This is a genomic window from Bradyrhizobium sp. LeoB3 (genome assembly GCF_055456055.1).
The window spans coordinates 59,393-75,451 of the sequence record NZ_JBVBEF010000040.1 but is presented as its reverse complement, the minus strand read 5'-3'; the positions used below and the strand labels follow the sequence as shown (position 1 = coordinate 75,451).

13 protein-coding genes and 1 riboswitch are annotated in these 16,059 nt (G+C 64.7%); of the genes, 4 read left to right on the top strand and 9 right to left on the bottom strand.

Annotated elements, in window-relative coordinates:
* Positions 1-85: 85 nt before the first annotated feature.
* The gene (ggt, locus tag ACZXDY_RS24270; protein ID WP_464347232.1) at positions 86-1,732 is read right to left on the bottom strand and encodes a gamma-glutamyltransferase; all 1,647 of its coding nucleotides are present in this window, start codon (positions 1,730-1,732) and stop codon (positions 86-88) included.
* 219 nt (positions 1,733-1,951) lie between these two features.
* Here ggt and ACZXDY_RS24265 point away from each other — a divergent pair, with 219 nt between their 5' ends.
* Entirely contained in the window at positions 1,952-3,337 is a 1,386-nt protein-coding gene (locus ACZXDY_RS24265; RefSeq protein ID WP_130226295.1) for an MFS transporter, read from the top strand.
* 84 nt (positions 3,338-3,421) lie between these two features.
* On the opposite strand, the gene purH is transcribed toward ACZXDY_RS24265, so the two are convergent.
* From purH to ACZXDY_RS24250, 3 genes are all read right to left on the bottom strand, one after another.
* Positions 3,422-5,014, bottom strand: coding sequence for a bifunctional phosphoribosylaminoimidazolecarboxamide formyltransferase/IMP cyclohydrolase (gene purH / locus ACZXDY_RS24260; RefSeq protein ID WP_464347229.1), 1,593 nt, complete (start codon positions 5,012-5,014; stop codon positions 3,422-3,424).
* A gap of 23 nt (positions 5,015-5,037) precedes the next feature.
* Positions 5,038-5,119, bottom strand: a riboswitch (ZMP/ZTP riboswitch).
* Between the two features lie 59 nt (positions 5,120-5,178).
* Positions 5,179-6,933, bottom strand: a complete 1,755-nt coding sequence (locus tag ACZXDY_RS24255; RefSeq protein ID WP_464347228.1) for a heparinase II/III family protein — start codon at positions 6,931-6,933, stop codon at positions 5,179-5,181.
* 190 nt (positions 6,934-7,123) lie between these two features.
* On the bottom strand, positions 7,124-8,470 hold the full coding sequence (locus tag ACZXDY_RS24250) for an RsmB/NOP family class I SAM-dependent RNA methyltransferase (RefSeq protein ID WP_464347227.1): 1,347 nt from the start codon (positions 8,468-8,470) through the stop codon (positions 7,124-7,126).
* Positions 8,471-8,666: 196 nt separating this feature from the next.
* Here ACZXDY_RS24250 and ACZXDY_RS24245 point away from each other — a divergent pair, with 196 nt between their 5' ends.
* Together ACZXDY_RS24245 and ACZXDY_RS24240 are read left to right on the top strand one after the other, a co-directional pair.
* Entirely contained in the window at positions 8,667-8,864 is a 198-nt protein-coding gene (locus ACZXDY_RS24245; RefSeq protein ID WP_028165213.1) for a DUF1674 domain-containing protein, read from the top strand.
* Between the two features lie 250 nt (positions 8,865-9,114).
* Positions 9,115-9,624 carry a thermonuclease family protein gene (locus ACZXDY_RS24240; protein WP_464347226.1) on the top strand — a complete coding sequence of 170 codons (510 nt, stop codon included), beginning with the start codon at positions 9,115-9,117 and terminating at the stop codon, positions 9,622-9,624.
* A 51-nt stretch (positions 9,625-9,675) separates the two neighbouring features.
* Here the strand turns inward: ACZXDY_RS24240 and ACZXDY_RS24235 are convergent, their stop codons facing one another.
* The 3 genes from ACZXDY_RS24235 to acs form a co-directional block, all read right to left on the bottom strand.
* Positions 9,676-10,206 carry a L,D-transpeptidase gene (locus tag ACZXDY_RS24235; protein ID WP_028165211.1) on the bottom strand — a complete coding sequence of 177 codons (531 nt, stop codon included), beginning with the start codon at positions 10,204-10,206 and terminating at the stop codon, positions 9,676-9,678.
* 274 nt (positions 10,207-10,480) lie between these two features.
* Positions 10,481-10,873, bottom strand: a complete 393-nt coding sequence (locus ACZXDY_RS24230; protein ID WP_464347225.1) for a Kazal-type serine protease inhibitor family protein — start codon at positions 10,871-10,873, stop codon at positions 10,481-10,483.
* A gap of 21 nt (positions 10,874-10,894) precedes the next feature.
* The gene (acs, locus tag ACZXDY_RS24225) at positions 10,895-12,847 is read right to left on the bottom strand and encodes an acetate--CoA ligase (protein WP_464347224.1); all 1,953 of its coding nucleotides are present in this window, start codon (positions 12,845-12,847) and stop codon (positions 10,895-10,897) included.
* A 384-nt stretch (positions 12,848-13,231) separates the two neighbouring features.
* Here acs and ACZXDY_RS24220 point away from each other — a divergent pair, with 384 nt between their 5' ends.
* Complete coding sequence (locus ACZXDY_RS24220) at positions 13,232-14,380, top strand: DNA topoisomerase IB (RefSeq protein ID WP_464347223.1); 1,149 nt, start codon at positions 13,232-13,234, stop codon at positions 14,378-14,380.
* Between the two features lie 154 nt (positions 14,381-14,534).
* Here ACZXDY_RS24220 and ACZXDY_RS24215 read toward each other — a convergent pair whose 3' ends face one another.
* Both ACZXDY_RS24215 and ACZXDY_RS24210 read right to left on the bottom strand, forming a co-directional pair.
* The gene (locus tag ACZXDY_RS24215; protein WP_028165208.1) at positions 14,535-14,948 is read right to left on the bottom strand and encodes an EVE domain-containing protein; all 414 of its coding nucleotides are present in this window, start codon (positions 14,946-14,948) and stop codon (positions 14,535-14,537) included.
* 2 nt (positions 14,949-14,950) lie between these two features.
* The gene (locus tag ACZXDY_RS24210) at positions 14,951-15,931 is read right to left on the bottom strand and encodes an NAD(P)H-dependent glycerol-3-phosphate dehydrogenase (protein ID WP_464347222.1); all 981 of its coding nucleotides are present in this window, start codon (positions 15,929-15,931) and stop codon (positions 14,951-14,953) included.
* Positions 15,932-16,059 lie beyond the last annotated feature (128 nt).

Sequence of the window (16,059 nt, the reverse complement as noted above, 5' to 3'; positions counted from 1 at the left end):
TCCACCGTCGAGGTCTTCAACATCCGCTACTTCGGATGCCGTCTACCCGAAAACCGAATTGGTTCTCAGGCTCTACGTTTCGGCGTCAATACCCCGCCGCTTCGGCGCCGCGGGTGCGCGGATCCGGGGCGCCGAGCGGGCCGTTCGACGTCACCAGGATCGAGTTGGCGGAGGAACAGCCGAGCGGCTCGACGAGCTTGTGGCCTTTGGCTCTCAGTTCGGCCAGCACGTCATCGGGAAATCCCTTCTCGATCCGCACTTCATCCGGCAGCCATTGATGATGCACGCGCGGAGCGGCAACGGCGGCGGCGATATCCATTTTGTAGTCGATGACATCGACGATCACCTGCGTCACCGCGGAGATGATGCGGCTGCCACCGGGCGTGCCGGTCACCAGCACCGGCTTGCCGTTCCTCAGCACGATGGTTGGCGACATCGACGATAACGGCCGTTTTCCCGCACCCGGCAGGTTGGCCTCGAAGCCGACCAGGCCGAATGCATTCGAGGCGCCGGGCGCGGCGGTGAAATCGTCGAGCTCATTGTTGAGCAGCACGCCGGTGCCTTCGGCGACGAGGCCGACGCCATAGGGAAAGTTCAGCGTATAGGTGTTGCTGACTGCATTGCCGCTGGCGTCGACCACAGAGTAATGCGTGGTGTTGGAGCCTTCGCGTTGCGGCGGCACCGCTGCCGCTTCGGCCCAGGGCGTGGCGCGGGCAAGGTCGATGGTGGCGCGCTGCTTGGCGGCATAATCCTTGTCGAGCAAAGCGAGTGTCGGCGCGTTGATGAAGGCGGGATCGCCGAGATAGCGGGCGCGATCGGCATAGGCGCGCTTCATCGCTTCGATCATGACATGGAGCGAGGAGGCAGAGCCCTGCTTAATGTCGGACATCTGGAAACCCTCGAGGATGTTCAGGATCTCCAGCAGCACGATGCCACCAGAGGAAGGCAGCGGCATCGAGACGATATCATAGCCGCGATAGGTGCCGCGCACCGGCGTGCGAATCACGGGCTGATAGGATTTCAGATCATCCAGCGCCATGATGCCGCCGGCATCGCTGATAGCCTTGACGAGTTTTTCCGCGACCGGCCCTTCGTAGAAGCCGCGCGGGCCCAGTTCTGCGATCGCGGTGAGCGTGGCCGCGAGGTCGCTCTGGATCAGCGTGTCGCCCTCATGCAGCGGCGAGCCATCGACGCGGGAGAATGTCCTGGCCGAGTTCGGCCAGCGCGACATGCGGCGATACATGTCCGGCAGCGTGTCCGCGATATCATCCGCAACGGGAAGTCCGTCGCGCGCCAGATCGATCGCGGGTTTGACGATCTGCGCCAGCGTGAATTTCCCCGAGCCATATTTCTGAAGCGCCAGCGCGAGACCGGCAACGGTGCCGGGCACGCCGATGCCGAGCGCGGAATTGCGCGACTTGTCGGGATCGGGCTTGCCCTCGGCATTGAGGAAGATGTCGCGGGTGATGGCGCTGGGAGCGGTCTCGCGATAGTCGATCGCGACATCCTCGTTGCGATCCGCAAGGTGGATCACCATGAAACCGCCGCCGCCGATATTACCGGCGCGCGGATAGGTCACTGCCATGGCAAAGCCGGTCGCGACTGCCGCATCGACGGCATTGCCGCCCTGGCGCATGATGTCGGCGCCGACGCGGGCTGCAAGTTTTTCCTGCGCCACCACCATGCCATGTTCGGCGGCAATGCCCCGCATGGTGTCGGCAGCCGGTGGCATGTAGAAGCGGCGCTGTTCCTGCGCGGCTGCCGGCATGATGGTGAAGACCACGAGCACGACAGTCGCGACAATCCTGCGCCAACCATTTGAGGAAGTTGTCATCAATATTTCGCCGCGGTTGGAGCCGAAGTGAAGCGCTCGCGTCAGGGCCGCATGCTATATGGATTTGAAGCCGACAGGCAAAGCGCCTGTTCGTGATTGGGGCAGGACGATTTTCGCATGGACATGGCAATCAGCGAGGCAGGCAACGCGGAGTTGCCGAAGGGATATCCAGGCCGTGCCGCCGTCGTGAGCTGGATCTTTTTCGACTGGGCCGCGCAGCCTTATTTCACGCTGATCACGACGTTCGTCTTCGCGCCCTATTTTGCAGGTTTCGTCGCGCCCGATCCGGCGAGCGGACAGGCGATGTGGGGCTTTGCCACCGCGGCAGCGGGACTTGCGATCGCGCTGATGTCGCCGGTGCTCGGCGCCATCGCGGATGCGAGCGGCCGGCGCAAGCCGTGGATCGCGGGCTTCGGCGCGCTGCTCGTGCTCGGTTCCTCACTGATGTGGATCGGCCGGCCCGGCGATGCCAGTATCATCCCGCCGCTTCTGTTCGCCTATGCGCTCGCCTCTGTCGGCGCGGAATTCGCCACCGTCTTCAACAATGCGATGATGCCGACCTTGGTGCCGCCGAACCGCATCGGGCGGCTGTCAGGAACGGGCTGGGCCACCGGCTATGTCGGCGGCGTGCTTAGCCTGTTTTTGGTGCTCGGCTTCCTCGCGGCGAGCCCCGACAGCGGGCGCACGCTGTTCGGTTTCAAGCCGCTGTTCGGGCTCGATCCCGCCACGCATGCGGGCGATCGCATCACCGGGCCGTTGACGGGGCTGTGGTTCATCCTGTTCGTGACGCCGCTGTTTCTGTTCACACCGGACTATCCGGCGAAGCGGCCGGTGCGGCAGGCGCTGCGCGAGGGTCTGCGCGAACTGAGGCAAACGATCGGCGAATTGCCAAGGCGGAAATCGGTGGCGACGTTCCTGCTCGCCAACATGATCTATGCCGATGGGCTGGTGTCGCTGTTCGCGTTCGGCGGCATCTACGCCGCCGGCACCTTCGGCTGGCGCACGATCCAGATCGGTACGTTCGGCATCATCCTCGCAATCGCCGGCGTGTTCGGCGCCTGGTTAGGCGGCAAGCTCGACGATCTCCTGGGGCCGAAGCGCGTGATCGTGGGCAGCCTGGTCATCCTCTTGTTCTCGATCGCAGCGATTCTTTTGGTCGACAAGGATTCGATCCTGTTCGTGCCGGTTGCGCCGCCCGAACCGGGCGGTGCGCTGTTCGCTGGCGCGGCCGAGCGCGCCTATCTCGTGCTCGGCTGTCTGATCGGCGCCGCCGGCGGGCCGTTGCAGGCGGCTTCGCGCACGCTTCTCATCCAGCTCGCGCCGAGGGACCGCATCGCGCAGTATTTCGGATTGTTCGCGTTGACGGGCAAGGTGACGTCGTTCATGGGCCCGCTCCTGATCGGCGCCATCACCGCAGCAACCGCGAGCCAGAAGGCCGGCATGGCGGTGCTGGTGCTGTTCTTTCTTGGGGGGCTGGCGCTGATATTGCGGGTGCGGGATTAACTCCGCTGTCGTCCCGGCCTTGAGCCGGGACGACAGCGTGGAGTGCTGATGGAGCGCAGCGTAATTCGGGCTCCGCGTATCGGCTCAATGCCGGAAATGCCGCACGCCGGTGAAGACCATGGCGATGCCGTGCTGGTCGGCGGCCTTGATCACTTCGTCGTCGCGCATGGAGCCGCCGGGCTGGATCACTGCGGTGGCGCCGGCCTCGATGCAGGCGAGCATGCCGTCGGCAAACGGGAAGAACGCATCCGAGGCGACGACCGAGCCCCTGGTCAACGGCTCGGCGAGCTTCAATTCGGCTGCGGCGTCCTGCGCCTTGCGCGCGGCGATGCGGGCCGAATCGACCCGGCTCATCTGGCCGGCGCCGATGCCGACGGTGGCGAGGTCCTTGGCGTAGATGATGGTGTTCGACTTCACGTGCTTTGCAACGCGGAAGGCGAATTGGAGATCGCGCAGCTCGGCATCCGACGGCGCGCGCTTGGTCACGACTTTCAGCGCCATGTCGTCGACCACGGCATTGTCGCGGCTCTGCACCAATAGCCCGCCGGCGACGGTCTTGGCGGTGAGGCCGACGCTTCGCGGATCGGGCAGGCCGCCGGCGAGCAGAAGACGGAGATTCTTCTTCGCCGCGACGATCTTGATCGCTTCATCGGTCGCGTCAGGCGCGATGATGACTTCGGTGAAGATCTCGGTGATCGCGCGCGCGGCGTCCGCATCGAGCGTGCAGTTGACGGCGACGATGCCACCAAAAGCAGAAGTCGAATCGCAGGCGAGCGCCTTGCGATAGGCGCTGACGAGATCGGTGCCCTCGGCGACGCCGCACGGATTGGCGTGCTTGACGATGACGCAGGCAGCGGTGCGCTTGGCGTCGAACTCGCCGATGCATTCATAGGCCGCGTCAGTGTCGTTGATGTTGTTGTAGGACAGCTCCTTGCCCTGCACCTGCCGCGCGGTGGCAACGCCGGGGCGTTTCTCAGGCGTCGCGTAGAACGCCGCGCTCTGGTGCGGGTTCTCGCCATAGCGCAGCTTCTGGATCAGCTTGCCGCCGAAGGCGCGGAAATCCGGCGCCTCGGTGTTGAGCTCCTTCGCGAACCAGTTCGAGATCGCCGCGTCATAGGCCGCGGTGCGGGCATAGGCCTTGGCGGCGAGGCGGCGGCGAAGCGCGAGCGTGGTCGCGCCCTTGTTGGTCGCGAGCTCGTCGAGCACCGCCTGATAGTCCTGCGCTTCGACGATCACGGCGACGTCGTCATGATTCTTCGCCGCGGCGCGGATCATCGCGGGACCCCCGATGTCGATATTCTCGATGCACTCTTCGAAATCGGCGCCCTTCTCGACGGTGGCCTCGAACGGATAGAGATTGACGACGAGCAGATCGATCGGCGCGATGCCGTGGGCCTGCATGGCCGCCGCATGCTCCTTGTTGTCGCGGATCGCGAGCAGGCCGCCATGCACCTTGGGATGCAAGGTCTTGACCCGGCCGTCCATCATCTCGGGGAAGCCGGTGAGGTCGGAAACGTCCTTCACCTTGAGGCCAGCGCCGGCAATCGCTTTCGCGGTGCCGCCGGTGGAGACGAGCTCGACGCCATGGACGGCGAGCGCGCGGGCGAACTCGATCAGGCCGGTCTTGTCGGAAACGGAAAGGAGGGCGCGGGTGACGCGGCGTGTCGTGTCAGTCATGGGCAAGATCCTCTGTTAGGGAGTACCTATGCCCAGGCGCGCGGCAGATATATCCCGCGCTTCCCGATGGTGCTCCATCCAAGGTCGCCAGTCGCGCGAGCGAGTGCTCGTTAGCAGCTTTCGACGATCTTCACAACGGCCCAATAGGTCTGGACGGAGTCCGTCTACAGCGGAAGTTCCGGCTCCCGTCGTGCATTGCGGCGCGCATTGGTGACCGACGCCGAAGTGCCCGAGCGGACGAAACTCCAGCGGATGGTGGAGACCTGCCTTGCATCCTGCCGGATCACGATCTGGGAGGTGCGGCGCGGGCCGTCATTGCCGGCGAGGAATACGCTGTCCTCGAGATCGACCTTGTCGTCGACGGCCTCGAAGGTCCAGACGTCGCGGTTCGGCAAGACCAGCATGACGCCGCGGGCATCCGAAAGCCGGCTCGCCTTCACCGACGGGTGCAGGTGAAACCGCAGGGCGTATTCGCTGTCATGACCCTTGATGCGGCCGCCTGATGGCGGCGACAGCGTGTCCTCGCCGTCGAGCCGCGAGCCGTCCTGCGCCGCCATCAGCACGCGGTGGTGGATGACGCCGAAGCGCGAGAGATAGCCGTCATGCGAGGTCGTCAGGACATCGCCATTGCCGGTTGCCTCGCGATAGCTCTCGACATTGCTCGGGCCGCTGGTGATCGGCGCGCCCTTGAGCAGGCGCTTCATCGCGGACATCTCGACGAACTGGCAGGATGAGGTGTCGTGATAGGTCAGTGTCGAATGCGCCGCCGTCGAGCGCGCGAACGGCCGCCAATTGTCGCGACCGGTGGCAGGCATGCCGCAATTGACGACGATCCGGCTCGGTCCGGATGAAAGCTCGAACGACAGGCATCCGGCATGGGCATCCTGGCTGACGCTGGGCGGCGGCGGCGGGCCGGTGTCGATGATCACGGTCATGTTGCCGGCGTCGAGCCGCTGATAGCCGGTATGCGGCATGCTCGCCATCGGGGCGCCGTGGGCGTCGTCATAGGCCAAGAGCGTCGCGACGAGGTCGGACGGCGCGGTGCTCATGCCGTTGAACAGCGCGAAGCTGCCATCGCCATGGCGGAAGAAGCGCAGCATCGGCATCATGCGGTCGATGGCGTTGAGCAGCGCCGGTGGCGGGGCGATGTTGCGAGCGGCGAAGGTCTGGCGCAGCGGCAGCATATCGCTGAGCAGTTCCACCAGCGCGCCGGGATTGCGCGAGATGTGGCCGCCATCGGGCAGGATCTGCCGTTGCAATTCGTCGGACAGACGTCGCGTCGCCGAGCGGACGTGGCGGGCCTGGTTGGCAAGGCAGAGCGAGGCGTAGCACAGCGCGATCAGGACCTGCAGCCGCGGCACGCCATCGGCGGCATCGACCATGCCGTAGCGCAAATGGCGGATCTCGCGTCCCAGCCCGCGCAGATATTTCCGGTAGAATTTGCCGTCGGTATCGCTGAGTACCAGCGGCGCCTGCGACAACAGCGAGATGACACGGCGCGCCCGAACGTCGGCGCGCCGCTCCAGCGGCCGCTTGCGCGACGCGTTCGACATCCAGTCGTCGATCAGGGAACGCGCATTGGCCCGGGTCAGCGCGGTATCGGCGACGCGCAGATGGCGCAGCCAGCCGAAGCCGAGCAGGGCCGCCTCCCAATCCTCCGATGGCGGCTCGAGGTCGAAGATCGAACGGCCGTGGCAGGTCACGATCTTGCCGGCGAACACGAAGCGGCCGGCATAGATTTCCGCGGCGCGGGTGGCATCCGCCGTACGCAGGTCATGCGGGGCGATGATCAGGCGGTCGCTGCGGCCGGGCCACAATCGCGAGAGCGCGACGGTTCCGCCGCTGGCGCGCGCGGCCACGCTGCGCGCGAAGCGGCCAGCGATCAGCGTCGAGATGCGTCTGCGTTGGGCGACGGACACGCCTAACCTTTGAAGGGAGAAGGGATTCTGGCGAATCCTTTTAATCCGGAAACGCCGCCAAGACACCATCTTGAAACGGCGCGAATCAGGCGCAGCGCGATCCGGACAAGGGCGCACCGGTTTTCTTCGCGCCAACCGCAAACCATTGGTGCGAAGATCGGGCTCCAGCGACGGTGAAAGCTGAATGAAATCAGGATTTAACCAGTCGCGCGGCGTAGAATCCGTCCAATCCGCCGAGCCTCGCATCGGCATGGGGCAGATGGCAGGGCAGTGTGCGCAAGTCGCCGTCGGCGGTGAGGAGCTCGGAGATGCCGGCGACCTCGCTTGGGGTGATCGGCGCGCGGCGCAGCCCTGATTCGCTGCCCAGGAGCGCCGCAATGGGTTGCTCGCCCTCCTCCGGCTCCAGCGAACAGGTGCAATAGACCAGTGTTCCGCCTGACTTGAGCAGCGTGACCGCCTTTTGCAGCAGCCGTTTCTGCAGGGCGGCCAGCGTCGCGATCTCGGCCTCCTGCCGCAGCCAGGCCACATCGGGGTGGCGGCGGATGGTGCCGGTCGAGGTGCAGGGCGCGTCGAGCAGGATGCCGTCGAAGCCATCACCACCGCCCGGCCACTCGACGGCGTCGGCGACGATGCATTCCGCCGAAAGCGAAAGTCGCGCAAGGTTGTCGCGCAGCCGTGCCATCCGCGCCGGCGAGCGATCGACGGCAGTCACCTGTGCGCCGGCATAGGCGAGCTGCGCCGTCTTGCCGCCGGGCGCGGCGCAGAGATCGGCGATTCGCTTGCCTTTGATGTCGCCGAACAGCCGCGCCGGAAGTGCCGCGGCGGCGTCCTGCACCCACCATTGCCCTTCCGGAAAGCCCGGCAGCATTGTCACCGAACCGTGCAACAGCGTGCGCACGGTTCCCGTCGGCAGCATCTCGCCGTGCAGCCGGCTCGCCCATTGCGCGGGGTCGGATTTCACGCTGAGGTCGAGCGAGGGCTCATTGGCGATGGCAAGCGCCATTTCGCGCGCGGTGGCTTCGCCGTAATGGGCGGCCCAGCGCGCAAACAACCAGTGCGGGAGATCCAGCGTCTGGGTCCTGACCTCGTCGACCAGCGCATGGCCCTCGCGGGCGCAGCGGCGCAGCACGGCATTGACGAGGCCTGCATATTTGGCGGCGCGCCGGTCCGATTGCACGAGTCGCACCGACAGATCGACCGCGGCATGATCGGGCACGTCCATCCAGAGGATCTGCGCGGCGCCGATCAAAAGCGCGCTCTGCGCACGCGGCGCATCGGTCGGGATGCCGCGGTCGAGCAGGCGCGACAGCAGATGGCCGAGGGTTCCGAGCCGGCGCAGGATCGTCGACACCAATCGGCGCATCAGCGCGCGGTCGCGATCGGCAAGCGTCTTGAGGCCGGGATGGGCGCCAGTGCCATCGAGCTGGTCATCGAGCGTGCGATGCTTGTGCAGGACGCCGTCCAGAATGTCGGCTGCGATCCGTCGCGCCGCAAGGCCGGGCACTTCGATCGACGCTGCAAATCTTGAAGGGGGCATGGAGCGGAAATATCTCAGTCAGGGAAAGCGGATAGCGCCTCGGCTCATGCCATCATGGGGAAGAGGCCACAGCTCTGGCATGCGAATAAGCCAAATCTAAGAATCGGTCTTCCGATTTCTTGATCGTGATGCCAAAGGTTTGTGGTCATCCGCGATATAAAAATCTGTTGCAGGAAAGTTGCAGGAAAATCGTAGCATGGCCGACAATGGATCACCGCCGGAACGCAAACCGCTGACGCCAGCCGCGCAGCGCGCGCTTGCCGAAGCCGAAGCGCGACGGAAGGCCGCGGCGGCAAACGCAACGCCGATGCAGAAGGAGGTTCAGGGACCAAAGGGACCGGAACCGACACGCTACGGCGATTGGGAGAGCAAGGGCATCGCGTCGGATTTCTGACACGGCCGCACGCTCTCTATCCGTCATTGCGAGCGCAGCGAAGCAATCCATGCTGGCCGCGGATGCAAGCGGAGGCGTGGATTGCTTCGCTGCGCTCGCAATGACGGATTTCTCTTCGGAAAACCGGTTTCCACTTTTCCGGATCATGCTCTAGCGTGGGGCGATGCCTCCCGATGAGCGAATCAATCCATATCGGCGATCATTTCGCCGCGCTCCATTTGGCCGTCGGTTCTCGGCTGCTTTGCCATGGGTGTTCGTGATCGGTATTGCGCTCGGCACCATGCTTCCAATCCGGCAATGGGTGCCTTGGCAGCTTCCGCATTGGAGCAGCAGCCGCGTGCAGGATGCCGATGCGATCTGGCAGCGCGGCGGCACTCCAGATGTCCGCCGCACTGTCGATGTCATCAGGACGATCGACGGCGACACGTTCGAGGCGCGCGTGCATCTGGAGCAGGGACGCGATCTCATGACCCATGTCCGCTTGCGCGGCATCGATGCGCCGGAGTTGAAGGCATCATGCCAGGAAGAATTGGAAAGGGCCGAGGCTGCGACTGATGCCTTGCGCAATCTTCTCAGCCAGGGCGGCGTCGTGATCTACAATATCGGTCCCGACAAATATCCGGGGCGCGTCGTCGCCAACGTCGCGACCAGGCGTACGGATAACGTCTCGGCGGCACTGCTCGCGGCAGGCCATGCGCGCAGCTACAATGGCGGCCATCGCTTTGGCTGGTGCGCGAGGAGCCGGCGCTTCTGGGAATGAAGAAAGCCGCGCGACAGCGCAGGTCTTGTTAATTCGCGTGCTTCGATCGGTTCAGTGCGTGACGACCACGGTGGCGCCGACGGGGACGCGAGAGTAGAGGTCGGTGATGTCATCGTTCAGCATGCGGATGCAACCATAGGAGACGAAGCCGCCGACCGAGCCCGGCACGTTGGTGCCATGGATCGCATATTCGCCGCCGGCGAGCGTCATCGCCGCAACGCCCATCGGATTGCGCGGCGAGCCGCCGGGAATCACGTCGGGCATGTGGGGCTTGTCGCGCTTGACTTCGGCGGGCGGCGACCAGGCCGGATAGCGGTATTTGCCGTCGATCTGCGTGGTGCCGGCCCACTGCTTGCCGGCCTTGCCGACGCCGACCGGATAACGCATGGCGTGACCGTAATCGAGAACCAGATAGAGGCGCCGCTCGCCGGTCCTCACCACGATCGTGCCCGGAGAATAATGGTCGTCGTGCATATCGACCATTTCCGGCCGCGCTTCGGCGGCCGTCGGCATCAATGCGCCCAGCGCAAATACGCCCAGCCCAAAGGTGGCAGCCATGGCCACCGCGATCCTCATCGACATGAAACTCTCCACATCCAGCCGCCCTTTGCGGGACCTCAGATATCGCGCTGCCGGTCAGGCTCCGGCCTGCCGTTCGCACCCGGCATTCTTGACCGTGTGTGTTAACCGGCTGTTTTCTTATGTCGCGCGGGGGGCGGTTCGCGTCGGGCGGAAGAGCGGAAAAGTTGCAAATAAAGTAAATGACCCGCAAACAACACAACCTGCGGCGGCAAACGTGCCGCTCCCGCTGCGGACGCGTGACAATCGCGTGGGGATTGGAAGATGTCGATCGCGCCTACTTGCTCGATTTTTTCTTCTTGGTCGCGGGCGACTTCTCCGGCTTCGGCTCGGCGGCACCCGGTGCCTTCTTGCAAGGGCCGGTATAATCGACCGCGACCTTGACATGCCGCGCTTCGCACTCGTTCGGATAGGTCTTGCCGTTGCAACCGCAAACCGGCCGGTGAATCCGGATGCAAAAAGCCGGGGCTTTTTCGCAGGTGCCCTTGGCATCCGCGACCCCGCACTGTCCGGCCTCCTTGCGACAGAACAGCGCCGAGTTGCAGGTGATCTTCTCCGGCCCCCCGCAGGCATCGTCGAGATTCGCCGCGCGCACGCTCGGCATGCCGATCATGAGACCGGCCGCGGCGATCAGCGCCGCGGCGGCAAGACGACCAAAGTGCAACCCCATGAACTCCCCCCTGCCGCGGTGTTAAACCGCGGCGCCCTTCTTGTTCTGCCGGTTCTTGACGAGATCATCAACCACCGCGGGATCGGCCAGCGTCGAGGTGTCGCCGAGGCTTGACGGTTCGTCCTCGGCGATCTTGCGCAGGATGCGGCGCATGATCTTGCCGGAGCGGGTCTTGGGCAGGCCCGGCGCGAACTGGATCAAGTCGGGCGAGGCGATCGGACCGATGTCCTTGCGCACCCAGGCAACCAGCTCTTTGCGCAACTCCTCGCTCGGCTCGGTGCCCGCCATCAGCGTGACATAGGCGTAGATGCCCTGGCCCTTGATGTCATGGGGATAGCCGACCACGGCGGCTTCCGACACCGCCGCATGCGCCACCAGCGAGCTCTCGACCTCGGCGGTGCCCATGCGGTGGCCGGAGACGTTGATGACGTCGTCGACGCGGCCGGTGATCCAGTAAAAGCCGTCGGCGTCGCGCCGGCAGCCGTCGCCGGTGAAATACTTGCCCTTGTAGGTCGAGAAATAGGTCTGCTCGAAACGGGCGTGGTCGCCATAGACGGTGCGCATCTGGCCGGGCCAGGAACGGATCAGGCACAGATTGCCGGTCGCCTCGCCCTCCAGCACCTTGCCCTCGGCATCGACGATCTCAGGCACCACGCCGAAGAATGGCCGCGTCGCCGAGCCCGGCTTGAGCTTGGTGGCGCCGGGCAGCGGGGTGATCAGGATGCCGCCGGTCTCGGTCTGCCACCAGGTGTCGACGATCGGGCAGCGGCTGTCGCCGACCACGCGGTAGTACCATTCCCAGGCTTCCGGATTGATCGGCTCGCCGACCGAGCCGAGCAGCTTCAGGCTCTTGCGAGACGTCTTCTTGACGGGCTCGTCGCCACCCTGCATCAGCGCGCGGATCGCGGTCGGCGCGGTGTAGAAGATGTTGACCTTGTGCTTGTCGATGACGTTCCAGAAGCGGGAATTGTCGGGATAGTTCGGTACGCCCTCGAACATCAGCGTGGTCGCGCCGTTGGCGAGCGGACCGTAGAGGATGTAGGTGTGGCCGGTGACCCAGCCGACGTCGGCGGTGCACCAGTAGATGTCGCCATCGTGATAGTCGAACACATATTGATGCGTCATCGACGCGAACACGAGATAGCCGCCGGAGGTGTGCAGCACACCCTTGGGCTGGCCGGTCGAGCCTGACGTATAGAGGATGAACAGCGGATCTTCCGCGTGCATCGGCTCGCACGGGCAGTCCGTCGTCACCATCTCGGCCGCCTCGTGGTACCAGAAGTCGCGGGTCGGATTCATGTCGACGGCAGCGCCGGTGTGCTTGACCACGACGACCCAGTCGACGCCCTCGGTCTTGGCCAGCGCCGCGTCGACATTGGCCTTCAGCGGCACCTTCCTGCCGCCGCGCAATCCCTCGTCAGCGGTGATGACGATCTTGGATTTGCAGTCGCTGATGCGCTGGGCGAGGCTGTCGGGCGAGAAGCCCGCGAACACCACCGAATGAATCGCGCCGATCCGCGCACAGGCCAGCATCGCATAGGCGGCCTCGGGGATCATCGGCAAATAGATGGTGACGCGGTCGCCTTTGCCGACGTTGCGGTTGCGCAGGATGTTGGCCATCCGGCAGACTTCGTCGTGCAGCTCCCGATAGGTGATGTGCTTCGATTTCGAGGGGTCGTCGCCTTCCCAGATGATCGCGGTCTGGTCGCCGCGGGTCTCGAGGTGGCGGTCGATGCAGTTCCAGGCGACGTTGAGCACGCCGTCCTCGAACCATTTGATTGAGATGTTGCCGGGCGCGAAGGAGACGTTCTCGACCTTGGTGTACGGCTTGATCCAGTCGATGCGCTTGCCGTGCACAGCCCAGAAGCCGTTGGGGTCGGCAACCGAGCCTGCATACATCTCCTGGTACTTGGCGTCGTCGACATAGGCGCGTTTGGCCCAATCGGCTGAGACGTCATAGATCTTCTCGGACATTTATCCCCTCCACTCGACATCCGGCCCGCGTGATCCCGGTGTTGCGGGCCATCTTCATGGTTACGGTGATTATGCGTCGCCGGACAATACCCGGACAAGCGCTGGTGTCTTGGACCTTGGTCGGCTTCTTGTGCCGGAGCCTTATTGAACTCGTTGCCCGCAGTTGAGCGAACAGATCAAAATCACGTTTTGAGCGAGGTCAAAATCAACGTTATCGCGCGAATGGCACCCATGAACGGTATTTAGGTACCTTTAATGACTGATTCGCGACTCGCAAAAGCCGGAGTAACCCCCTAAATGGCGTTCCCGAGGCCAACAGCCTCCGGAACCAAGCCATAAAAATCGGCATTACCGAAAACCAGTGGAGCCAAGGCGTCAACGGTCATGATGGATCAGCAGAATTTTGTGGCTACGCGGCCCGTTTCCGCCGATCCGACCCTGCCGCTGGCGAAAGCACTGGGCCAATGGCCGACCAAGCTGCCCACTCCCAAGCAGAAGATCACCGTCAAGGGCTCGGTGAAGGAACTGGCTGCGGAACTTGGCCTCAAGCTCGGCGACCAGGCTCTGCTCACCATCCGCCGTGTCAAGCGCGGCAAGAACTATTCATTTGTTCGCGCCAACGGCTCGCACATCCGCGACGCCCGTACCATCCGCCGCCTCCATGCGATGGCGGTACCGCCCGCCTATCGCGAGGTCCGCTACTCCCACGATCCGAGTTCGCATCTGCAGGCGATCGGCCGCGATGCCGCGGGACGGCTGCAATACCGCTATCACGCCGACTGGGAGAAGGTCCGCGAGCACCGCAAGGCGCATCGGCTGGCAAAGCTGGTGGGGGCGCTGCCGAAGATCCGGCGCAACGTCTCGAAATATCTGTCCGGCGATGAGCCGACGCGCGAATTTGCGCTGTCGGCGGTGATCGAACTGATCGCGCGCACGGCGATACGCCCGGGCAATGAATCCTATGCGCGGCTCAACGGCACCCGCGGCGCCACCACGCTCTTGAAGTCGAACGTCACGCTCGAGGACGACTGCGTGGTCCTGACCTTCAAGGCCAAGGGCGGCAAGGCCGTGCGCAAGGAATGCGACGCGGCCAAGCTGGTGCGCGCGATCGGCATCCTGCGGAGCGTGCCGGGCAAGCGCATGTTCCAGTATCGCGACAGGTCCGGCATCGTCCGCGCGGCGTCGACCACGGCGGTGAATGCGTTCCTGCGCGAGATCGCCGGCATCAAGATTTCGCTGAAGGATTTTCGCACGCTGATGGCCTCCGCGGTCGTGCTGGAATCGCTGTCGCGGATCACGCCGGCTTCCAGCGCCCGCGGCCGCAAGAAGCAGGTGCTCGAAGCGGTGCGCGCGGCCGCCGATGAGCTCTCCAATACGCCCGCGATCTGCCGCAAGAGCTATGTCCACGACACCATCGTCACCGCCTTCGAGGACGGCATCCTGGAGCGTTTCGCCGCGACCATGAAAGGCTATCGAACGCAAGCCAAGCGAGAACAGCTATTGGCGCAGGTGGTGACCGCAGCGGCGGTTTGATCTTTTTTCCTTCTCCCCTTGTGGGAGAAGGTGGCGCGGACGAAGTCCGCGACGGATGAGGGGTTTGCCCACCACGAACACAGGCGTTTGCGGAGAGAACCCCTCACCCGCGCTCGCCTCGCGACCGCACCCTCTCCCACAAGGGGAGAGGGTTTCAGAGCCCGCCCATCTTGCAGACGATCTTCCACTCGTCCGCGGTCACGGGCTGCACCGACAGGCGCGAATATTTGACCAGCGCCATATCGGCGAGCTTGTTCTCGGCTTTGATCGCTCCGATCGTCACCGGCGTCTTCAAGGGCTTGTCGGCCTTGATGTCAACGCAGACGAATTTGCCGGTCTTGTCGGTCGGGTCGGGATAGGCCTCCTTGATGATCTCGGCGATGCCGACGATCTCCTTGCCCTCGTTGGAGTGATAGAAGAAAGCCTTGTCGCCCTTCTTCATGTTCACGAGATTCTGGCGCGCGGTGAAGTTGCGCACGCCGGTCCAGGCCTCACCCTTGGCGCCCTTCGCCACCTGCTGATCCCAGGACCATACCGACGGTTCGGATTTCACCAGCCAGTACGCCATCATCATCCCTCCGCCTTGAACGGCCGCGTCAACAGGCCCTCGATCGCAGCATCGATCGTCAATTGCCTGGTAAGGATCGCTGCGACCGCATTTGATACCGGCATCTCGATAGCTTGCGAAGCCGCAAGCTCGATCAGCACCGGTGCAGTGAACATGCCTTCGGCAAGCTTGCCGGCTGGCGGCTCTTCCCCGCGGCCGAGCGCAATGCCGAGCGCGAAATTGCGCGACTGCGGGCTGGAGCAGGTCAGGATCAGGTCCCCGAGGCCGGACAGTCCCACCAAGGTTTCGGCGCGTGCGCCGCACGCACGTCCGAGCCGCGCCAGTTCGCTGAAGCCGCGCGTGGTCAGTGCGGCAAGCGCTGACGCGCCGAGCTCGCGGCCAGCCACGATGCCGGCCGCGATCGCCAGCACGTTCTTGGCGGCACCGCCGATTTCGACGCCGCGGACATCGGTCGTGTGATAGGGCCGGAAGGTCGGCGACCCCAGCGCCTGCACCAGCGCGCTCGCCAGGGATTCATCTCTCGTCGCCAGCGTCACCGCTGTTGGAAGCCCGCGCGCGACATCGTCGGCGAAGCTTGGTCCCGACAATATCGCCGGCGTCGCATCGGGTGCGGCCTCCGCAATCACGTCGGTCATGAACTTGTGGGTGCCGCGCTCGATGCCCTTGGCGCAGGCGATTACGGGCGTCGCCGCTACAAGTCGGGGCGCCAGATGCATGACAGCCGCACGCAAATGCTGTGCGGGGGTTACGACGAGGATGAGATCGGTGCGGGCAGCCGCCGCAATGTCGGCGGTGACCTTGACGCTGGAGTCGAGAGGCACGCCGGGAAGTCTTGGATTGGTGCGCGTCGCCTGGATCTGCGCAGCGTGCGCCGCGTCGCGCGCATAGAGCACGACATCGCGACCGGCCCGCGCCGCGACGGCCGCGAGCGCCGTGCCCCACGCGCCCGCGCCGATCACACCGACGGATTGATGCGCCGGCATCAGGCAGACTCATCTGAACTCCCTCTCCCCGCTCTTGCGGGGAGAGGGTTGGGGTGAGGGGCAGCTCTCCGCGAATCCGCAAAGTGAGGTGTGCGCGGAGGCTCCCCCTCACCCGGATTTGCGCTATG

What these genes read in the sequence shown, in the direction of transcription:
- ggt (WP_464347232.1), bottom strand. Translation starts at nt 1,732, where the DNA reads ATGCCACCGGCTGCCGACACCATGCGGGGCATTGCCGCCGAACATGGC.
- ACZXDY_RS24265 (WP_130226295.1), top strand. Translation starts at nt 1,952, where the DNA reads ATGGACATGGCAATCAGCGAGGCAGGCAACGCGGAGTTGCCGAAGGGA.
- purH (WP_464347229.1), bottom strand. Translation starts at nt 5,014, where the DNA reads ATGACTGACACGACACGCCGCGTCACCCGCGCCCTCCTTTCCGTTTCC.
- ACZXDY_RS24250 (WP_464347227.1), bottom strand. Translation starts at nt 8,470, where the DNA reads ATGCCCCCTTCAAGATTTGCAGCGTCGATCGAAGTGCCCGGCCTTGCG.
- ACZXDY_RS24245 (WP_028165213.1), top strand. Translation starts at nt 8,667, where the DNA reads ATGGCCGACAATGGATCACCGCCGGAACGCAAACCGCTGACGCCAGCC.
- ACZXDY_RS24235 (WP_028165211.1), bottom strand. Translation starts at nt 10,206, where the DNA reads ATGTCGATGAGGATCGCGGTGGCCATGGCTGCCACCTTTGGGCTGGGC.
- ACZXDY_RS24230 (WP_464347225.1), bottom strand. Translation starts at nt 10,873, where the DNA reads ATGGGGTTGCACTTTGGTCGTCTTGCCGCCGCGGCGCTGATCGCCGCG.
- acs (WP_464347224.1), bottom strand. Translation starts at nt 12,847, where the DNA reads ATGTCCGAGAAGATCTATGACGTCTCAGCCGATTGGGCCAAACGCGCC.
- ACZXDY_RS24220 (WP_464347223.1), top strand. Translation starts at nt 13,232, where the DNA reads ATGATGGATCAGCAGAATTTTGTGGCTACGCGGCCCGTTTCCGCCGAT.
- ACZXDY_RS24215 (WP_028165208.1), bottom strand. Translation starts at nt 14,948, where the DNA reads ATGGCGTACTGGCTGGTGAAATCCGAACCGTCGGTATGGTCCTGGGAT.
- ACZXDY_RS24210 (WP_464347222.1), bottom strand. Translation starts at nt 15,931, where the DNA reads ATGCCGGCGCATCAATCCGTCGGTGTGATCGGCGCGGGCGCGTGGGGC.